The organism is Pseudomonas emilianonis (genome assembly GCF_023072625.1).
Taxonomy (GTDB): domain Bacteria; phylum Pseudomonadota; class Gammaproteobacteria; order Pseudomonadales; family Pseudomonadaceae; genus Aquipseudomonas; species Aquipseudomonas paraveronii.
Genome location: NZ_JAKNRV010000282.1, coordinates 1 through 6932 on the forward strand (window position 1 = coordinate 1; position 6932 = coordinate 6932).

Genomic DNA, 6932 nt, shown 5'->3' on the forward strand with positions numbered 1-6932 from the left:
CCCAGTTCAAGGATGCTGCGGGCAAACCGCGCGGCGACTTTCGGCGCCACTTCACGGCCCATGCGGGTGCTGCCGGTGGCGCTGATCAGCGCGACACGCGGGTCATCCACCAGCGCGGCACCGGCATCGCGGCCGCCGATAATCACTTGGCTCAGGTATTGCGGCGCGTCGTTGAATTTTTTCAGCACGCGCTCGAACAGCGCCTGGCAGGCCAGGGCGGTGAGCGTGGTCTTTTCCGACGGTTTCCAGATCACGGCGTTGCCGCACACCAGGGCCAGTGTGGTGTTCCACGCCCACACGGCCACCGGGAAGTTGAACGCGCTGATCACGCCGACCACGCCCAGCGGGTGCCAGGTTTCACGCATGTGGTGACCGGGGCGCTCGGAGGCGATGGTCAAGCCATACAACTGGCGCGACAGGCCGACGGCGAAGTCGCAGATGTCGATCATTTCCTGTACTTCACCCAGGCCTTCCTGGGTGATCTTGCCGGCTTCCCAGGAGACCAGCTCGCCCAGGTCGGCCTTGTATTCGCGCAACACGTCGCCGAACTGGCGCACCAGCTCGCCGCGACGCGGGGCCGGCACTTTGCGCCAGGCCTCGAATGCATGCTCGGCACGACTGACCTGTTGCTCCACCTCGGCGGCACCTTCCCAGTTCACACTGCCGATACGGCTGCCATCGATCGGCGAATGCACGGGTTGTTTCCCCGCTTGGTACAGCGCCGGGTTTACCCCGAGACGATCAAGCAATGCGGCAACCATGGGTCACTCCTTCAATCTACAAACAGAAAAATTGCGCCGCAGCCCGCACGGCGATCCAAGGCTTATTTGTAGCTGGCCCAAGACTTGCCAACAAACGACGATTAGGCGAGATATCATTCCGTTTATTCATGCAAAGCATAAAAAGAGGCATGCCGTGCTGAACAAAAGACATTTGCCCTCGATCACTGCCCTGCAGTGTTTCGAAGCCGCCACCCGCCACCTGAGCTTCACCCGCGCCGCCGAGGAGCTGAACCTCACGCAAAGCGCGGTGAGCAAACAGGTGGCGCAGTTGGAAGAACTGCTGCAGCACCTGCTGTTTCGCCGGGTACGCCGACGCTTGCAAATGACCCCAGCGGGCAATTTGTATTTGGTGGAAGTGCGCAAAATCCTCACGCAGGTGGAGATGTCCACCCATTACCTGCGCTCCTACGGCGGCGAGACCGAAGTATTACGCGTGTCCACGCCCTACACCTTCGGCGCCCGCTGGCTGGTGCCGCGCCTCAAGGGCTGGCGCTTGCGTCACCCGCAGATCCACCTGGACCTGTGCAACGAACAGGAACCGGACGAGCTGCTGCAAGGCAAGGCCGACATGGCGTTCTACTTCGGCCAAGGCTCACGCCCCGGCACCGAGAGCCTGAAACTGTTCAGCGAAGAACTGATCCCGGTGTGCGCCCCGGAAAGCCTGCCCGCGCAGCCGTTCACCGACCCCACGCAACTGAGTAACCTGGTGCTGCTGCAAAACGCCTCGCGGCCCCAGGGCTGGCATGACTGGTTCGCCGACCAGGGCTTTCACACCGAGCACAGCTATCACGGGCCGCGCTTCGACACCTTTTATATGTGCATTCGTGCGGCGCAGGTGGGCTGTGGCGTGGCGCTGTTGCCGCGATTCCTGGTGGAGGAAGAGCTGGCCGACGGTAAGTTGGTGATCCCCTGGCAGCATGCGATGCCGAGCCAGGATGCGTATTACCTGGCGTACCCCGAGCATTCGGCGGAGGTGCCCAAGGTGCGGGAGTTTGTGAAGTGGATGATGGAGCAGGTGTGAACCTGTGTTGTCTGCACAACCGCTATCGGGGGCAAGTCGAATCGGCGCACCGCCCCTCCCACATTTGAAATGCATTCTAAGTGTGGGAGGGGGCTTGCCCCCGATAGGGCCAGTGGCTTCAACGAAAAAAATCACTGGCAAAACCCCACAGGTCTATGCGCCACTAGCCCCTCTTCCCTAATTGTGCGTAAAGGTCGGCGCCCATCGCCGTCCTGTCTGGAGATTCCCGTTATGAGCGAGAGTGTGTTTGCCGATCGTATCGTGCAGAACCTGCTCGACACCGACTTCTACAAGCTGACCATGATGCAGGCGGTGCTGCACAACTACCCCAATGTGGAAGTTGAATGGGAGTTTCGTTGCCGCAACAGTGAAGACCTGCGCCCTTACCTGGCGGAGATCCGCTACCAGATCGAGCGCCTCGCCGAGCTGAGTCTGAGCCCGGACCAACTGGGTTTCCTGGAACGCATCAGCTTTATGAAGCCGGATTTTTTGCGTTTCCTCGGCTTGTTCCGCTTCAACCTGCGCTATGTCCACACCGGCATCGAAAACGGCGAGCTGTTTATCCGCCTGCGCGGGCCGTGGCTGCATGTGATCCTGTTTGAAGTGCCGATGCTCGCGATCATCAGCGAAGTGCGTAACCGCTATCGCTACCAGTCCGTGACCTTAGAACAGGCCCGCGAGCAGTTGTACCGCAAGTTCGACTGGCTGACCGCGAACGCCAGCAGCGACGAGCTGTCCGAGCTGCAGGTGGCGGACTTCGGCACGCGCCGACGCTTCTCCTACCGCGTGCAGGAAGAAGTGGTGAGCGTGCTCAAGCACGACTTCCCCGGCCGGTTTGTCGGCACCAGCAACGTCCACCTGGCCCGCGAGTTCGATATGAAACCGCTGGGCACCATGGCCCATGAATGGATCATGGCCCACCAGCAACTCGGCCCGCGCCTGATCGACAGCCAGATCGCCGCCCTCGATTGCTGGGTCCGCGAATACCGCGGCCTGCTGGGTATCGCCCTGACCGATTGCATCACCACCGACGCCTTCCTCGGCGACTTCGACTTGTACTTCGCCAAGCTGTTCGACGGTCTGCGCCACGACTCCGGCGACCCGGTGCAATGGGCAGAAAAAGCCATCGCCCACTACCACAAGCTGGGCATCGAGCCGATGAGCAAGACCCTGGTGTTTTCCGACAGCCTGTCGCTGCCCAAGGCCCTGGAGATATTCCGGGCGCTGCGCGGTCGAATCAATGTGAGCTTTGGCATCGGCACCAACCTGACCTGCGATATTCCAGGTGTGGAACCGATGAGCATTGTGCTTAAAATGACGGCCTGCAATGGCCAGCCCGTCGCGAAGATCTCCGATGAAGCGGGCAAGACCCACTGCACCGACCCGAATTTCGTCGCCTATTTGCGGCACGTTTTCAAAGTACCTGCCCTTTCCAGCAAGGAGTGAATCATGCAAGCCGTACAGCGTGAGATTGCGCAGCAGCTCAAGGTTCAAGCGCCGTTCAAAGACCAGGCCGCCCTTGAGTCCGAAATCGCCCGGCGCGTGACCTTTATCCAGGACTGCCTGCGCAATTCAGGGCTCAAGACATTGGTGTTGGGCATCAGCGGTGGCGTCGACTCCCTGACCGCAGGCCTGCTGGCCCAACGCGCCATGCAGGAACTGCGTTCCAGTACCGGCGACGAAGGCTACCGTTTTATCGCCGTGCGCCTGCCCTACGAAACCCAGTTCGATGAAATCGACGCCCAGGCCTCGGTGGACTTTATCGAACCGGACGAGCGCCACACCGTGAACATCGGCCCGGCGGTGAAATGCCTGGCCAATGAAGTGGCGGCGTTTGAAGGCAAGGCTGCGGTATCGCGCGATTTTGTGCTGGGCAACACCAAGGCGCGCATGCGCATGGTCGCGCAGTACACCATCGCCGGTGCGGCCAGCGGCCTGGTGATCGGCACCGACCATGCGGCGGAAGCGGTGATGGGCTTTTTCACCAAATTCGGCGATGGCGCCTGCGATCTGGCACCGTTGAGCGGGTTGGTGAAGAATCAGGTGCGGGCGATTGCGCGGCACTTTGGGGCGCCGGAGTCGCTGGTGGAGAAGGTCCCGACCGCCGACCTGGAAGACCTCTCGCCGGGCAAGCCGGACGAGGCGTCACATGGCGTGACCTATGCCGAGATCGATGCGTTCCTGCACGGCGAGCCGGTGCGGGAGGAAGCGTTCAGGATCATCTGCGAGACGTATCGCAAGACCGAGCACAAGCGGGTGATGCCGTTTGCGCCATAACCGTCTAGCGGCTTTCTATGACCAGTAGATGTGTTGTGGCGAGGGAGCTTGCTCCCGTTGGGCCGCGAAGCGGCCCCAAAAATGGGACTGCTACGCAGTCCAACGGGAGCAAGCTCCCTCGCCACAGTTGTTCACAGCCACAAAAAAGCGCCTGATCAGGCGCTTTTTTTGCAGCTGGAGCCTGATTACTTCAGGGTCACAGTGCCTTTCATCATCGCAATGTGGCCTGGGAACGAGCAGAAGAACGCATAGTCAGTGCCCGCTTTCAGCTTGGACACATCAAAGCTCACCGAATCTTTCTCGCCAGCACCAATCACCTTGGTGTGGGCGATGATGCGGTCGTCGCCTTCTTTCAGGTAGTTCTTGTCGAGGCCGGCAGCCATGCCGTCGGTTGCAACCGATGGCATGTCGGCGGCGCTGGCCAGTACCCAGTTATGACCCATGACGTTTTTCGGCAAGCTGCCGGAGTGAGTCAGCTCGACGGTGAACGTCTTGCAGCTCTTGTCGATCACGATTTCCTTGGTGTTGTAGGACATCTGGTCGGTAGAGTCGACGGTGACCTTGCACTCTGCAGCAAGCAACTGGCCACTAGCCAGAGTCAGCAGGGAAACAGCAACGAGTTTGGCAAACATGTGAATCTCCAAGGCAGGGTTTTAAAAACGCGTATTGCGACAAGCGTGCCTGAAACAGGCAGAAATTCTTATGACCTGAATCAACAGATTGTATACAACTTTAGGCTATCAGACTTATCGACACAATCAACCAGCCAAAGTGCCACACCCCGCCTATGATCGGTCCATCACCCACTGGAGTCCGGACCATGCACCTCAATCATCTATTCAGCGGTCTGTTGGCCGCATACGCTTGCGGTAAGTGAAGGCCAAGCGCGCCGCGAAGCTGCTACCATAGCGACCCAAGGCAGCTGCGCGCCGCCCACCCTCACCTTCGAACCTAGAGGATCGCCCATGGCCAAACCTAATTACTCCTTCGCCAAACGTCAAAGAGACTTGGCCAAGGAACAGAAGAAAGACGAAAAGCTGCAACGCAAGAAAGCCGCTGCAGATGAAGAGGCCGGCGCACTGAACCCGGATGCGGAAGGCGAAGTGGCAACCGACGACACCGAAACACCGAAAGACCCGGCGCCAGACGCCTGAGAAACACCGGATTCTGATCATTCCCGCAGCCTGCGCGGGGATGATCTTTACTCCAGCGGCATCACCGTCACCCGCACTTCCGGGTCATGGCTCCCTCCCCCCAGAATCACCCCACGCAACGGCGAAACATCGGAGAAGTCCCGGCCCCAGGCCAGGGTGATGTGCTCCAGTGCCGGCTGCACATTGTTGGTCGGATCAAAGTCCACCCAGCCCAACACCGGGCAATACACCGAAATCCACGCATGGGACGCATCGGCGCCGATCATCCGTGGCTGGCCGGGCGGCGGCTGGGTCAGCAGGTAGCCGCTGATATAGCGCGCCGCCAGGCCCCGTGAGCGCAGGCAGGCGAGCATCAGGTGAGCGAAGTCCTGGCACACGCCGCGTCGGCGCTCGAGCACTTCCACCAGCGGCGTGGCGACTTGGGTGGCTTCGGCATCGAAGGTGAATTCGCCGAAGATTTTTTCCATCAACGCCTGGGCGCCCAGCAACAGCGGACGGCCAGGCGGGAAACAGCTTTCGGAGAAGTCGACGAAGGTTTTCTTCAAATGCACGTAGGGCGATTCGAAGCGAAAGCGGCAGGCTTCGATCAACGCCGGTGACAGCGGCTGGCTGCTGTAGGTCAGGCTGTCGCGGGTTTGGTCCCAGGCCAACGACTGTTGGAAATCCAGCAGCGGCCGCGCCAGCACTTCCACGGTCAGCCCGGCGTTCACCAACAATTCATCATGGGGCCGCTCGAACGCCAGGCGGGTGATCGGGTTGCCGAACACGTCCAGTTCATCGCGGCGCGACGACGGCAACGGGCTGATATCCAGCTGCTGCGAGGTGCAACGCTGCCAGGCGCATGGCCGTGGCCACAGATGCGCCAACTGCTGGGCCAGGGACACCGGGCTGTCGTAGTGGTAATGGGTATCGTGAAAAATCTGATAGCGCGCACTCATCACACCGACACCGTTCGCTGGCTGACATCATCCACATGGGCAAAATGGCGCAAGGCCAGGCGATCCGACACTTGCCCGCTCTCATCGGCGACCGCCTGCAGCAGGTCGGCCAGGCCGTCCAACGCAGCACGCACGCTGGCCTCGCCAAACAGCGAGTTTTCCAGGCAACCCAGGTCGAACCGCGCGAGGCGCTCGACCAAAGGCGCCAGGCCGGTTTCCCGGGGCACCGCGAAATCGTCGTTGAGGCGACGCAAGGTACGGCTCACCAGCTTCAACTGGAACAGCACGGCGTGGGGGTTCTGTTCATCCAGCAGCAACAGGTCGAGCACCGGGATCAGTTGCGGCACCGCCAGGTAACGCGAGCGGTAGGTGATGCTGCTGTTGCCCAGTTCCAGCAACCACTCCAGCCCGGCTTGATCGAACACCGCCACGCCACGCAGGAACGCCTCGAGGCTGCTGCTAAGGAACTGCAGGCGCTCGATGCGCCGGCCCATCATCAGAAAGCGCCAGCCTTCGTCACGGGTCATGTCGTCCAGGGCAAACCCGGACAGCGCCGCCAGGGACATCACCAGGCGATTGAGGAAGTCCAGCAACTCGCCAAAGTCCGGGCTTTCGCTTTCCAGCTCAATGGCTTCGCGTTGCAGCTCCACCAGGGCCTGCCAGTTCTCCCGGGACAACTTACCGCGCACCTGGGACGCGGCCCACTGCAAGCGCTGCAGGTTGGCGCGCAGGCTCGACGGCCAGTCGTCGCCGAGCAAGG

The 6932-nt window shown here is 61.0% G+C and carries 8 protein-coding genes; 4 read left to right on the forward strand and 4 right to left on the reverse strand.

Annotation, left to right across the window (positions count from 1 at the left end):
- Positions 1–761 (reverse strand): aldehyde dehydrogenase family protein (locus tag L9Z73_RS22375; protein WP_247405583.1); only part of this gene is annotated, 761 nt, incomplete at its 3' end.
- 154 nt (positions 762–915) lie between these two features.
- Between L9Z73_RS22375 and L9Z73_RS22380 the strand changes: the two genes are divergently transcribed.
- The 3 genes from L9Z73_RS22380 (at position 916) to nadE (ending at position 4080) form a co-directional block, all read left to right on the forward strand.
- The gene (locus L9Z73_RS22380) at positions 916–1803 is read left to right on the forward strand and encodes a LysR family transcriptional regulator (RefSeq protein ID WP_247405586.1); all 888 of its coding nucleotides are present in this window, start codon (positions 916–918) and stop codon (positions 1801–1803) included.
- Positions 1804–2034: 231 nt separating this feature from the next.
- Entirely contained in the window at positions 2035–3249 is a 1215-nt protein-coding gene (gene pncB, locus L9Z73_RS22385; RefSeq protein WP_247405590.1) for a nicotinate phosphoribosyltransferase, read from the forward strand.
- Positions 3250–3252: 3 nt separating this feature from the next.
- Complete coding sequence (gene nadE / locus L9Z73_RS22390; protein WP_247405593.1) at positions 3253–4080, forward strand: ammonia-dependent NAD(+) synthetase; 828 nt, start codon at positions 3253–3255, stop codon at positions 4078–4080.
- 185 nt (positions 4081–4265) lie between these two features.
- Here nadE and azu read toward each other — a convergent pair whose 3' ends face one another.
- A complete protein-coding gene (azu, locus tag L9Z73_RS22395) occupies positions 4266–4712 on the reverse strand; it encodes an azurin (protein WP_247405596.1) in 447 nt (148 codons plus the stop codon).
- 333 nt (positions 4713–5045) lie between these two features.
- Here azu and L9Z73_RS22400 point away from each other — a divergent pair, with 333 nt between their 5' ends.
- Complete coding sequence (locus L9Z73_RS22400) at positions 5046–5234, forward strand: hypothetical protein (protein ID WP_247405599.1); 189 nt, start codon at positions 5046–5048, stop codon at positions 5232–5234.
- Between the two features lie 47 nt (positions 5235–5281).
- On the opposite strand, the gene L9Z73_RS22405 is transcribed toward L9Z73_RS22400, so the two are convergent.
- Together L9Z73_RS22405 and L9Z73_RS22410 are read right to left on the reverse strand one after the other, a co-directional pair.
- Positions 5282–6172, reverse strand: coding sequence for a transglutaminase family protein (locus L9Z73_RS22405; protein ID WP_247405602.1), 891 nt, complete (start codon positions 6170–6172; stop codon positions 5282–5284).
- On the reverse strand, positions 6172–6932 hold a 761-nt coding region (locus tag L9Z73_RS22410; protein ID WP_247405605.1), incomplete at its 5' end, for an alpha-E domain-containing protein. The genes L9Z73_RS22405 and L9Z73_RS22410, both read right to left, overlap by 1 nt.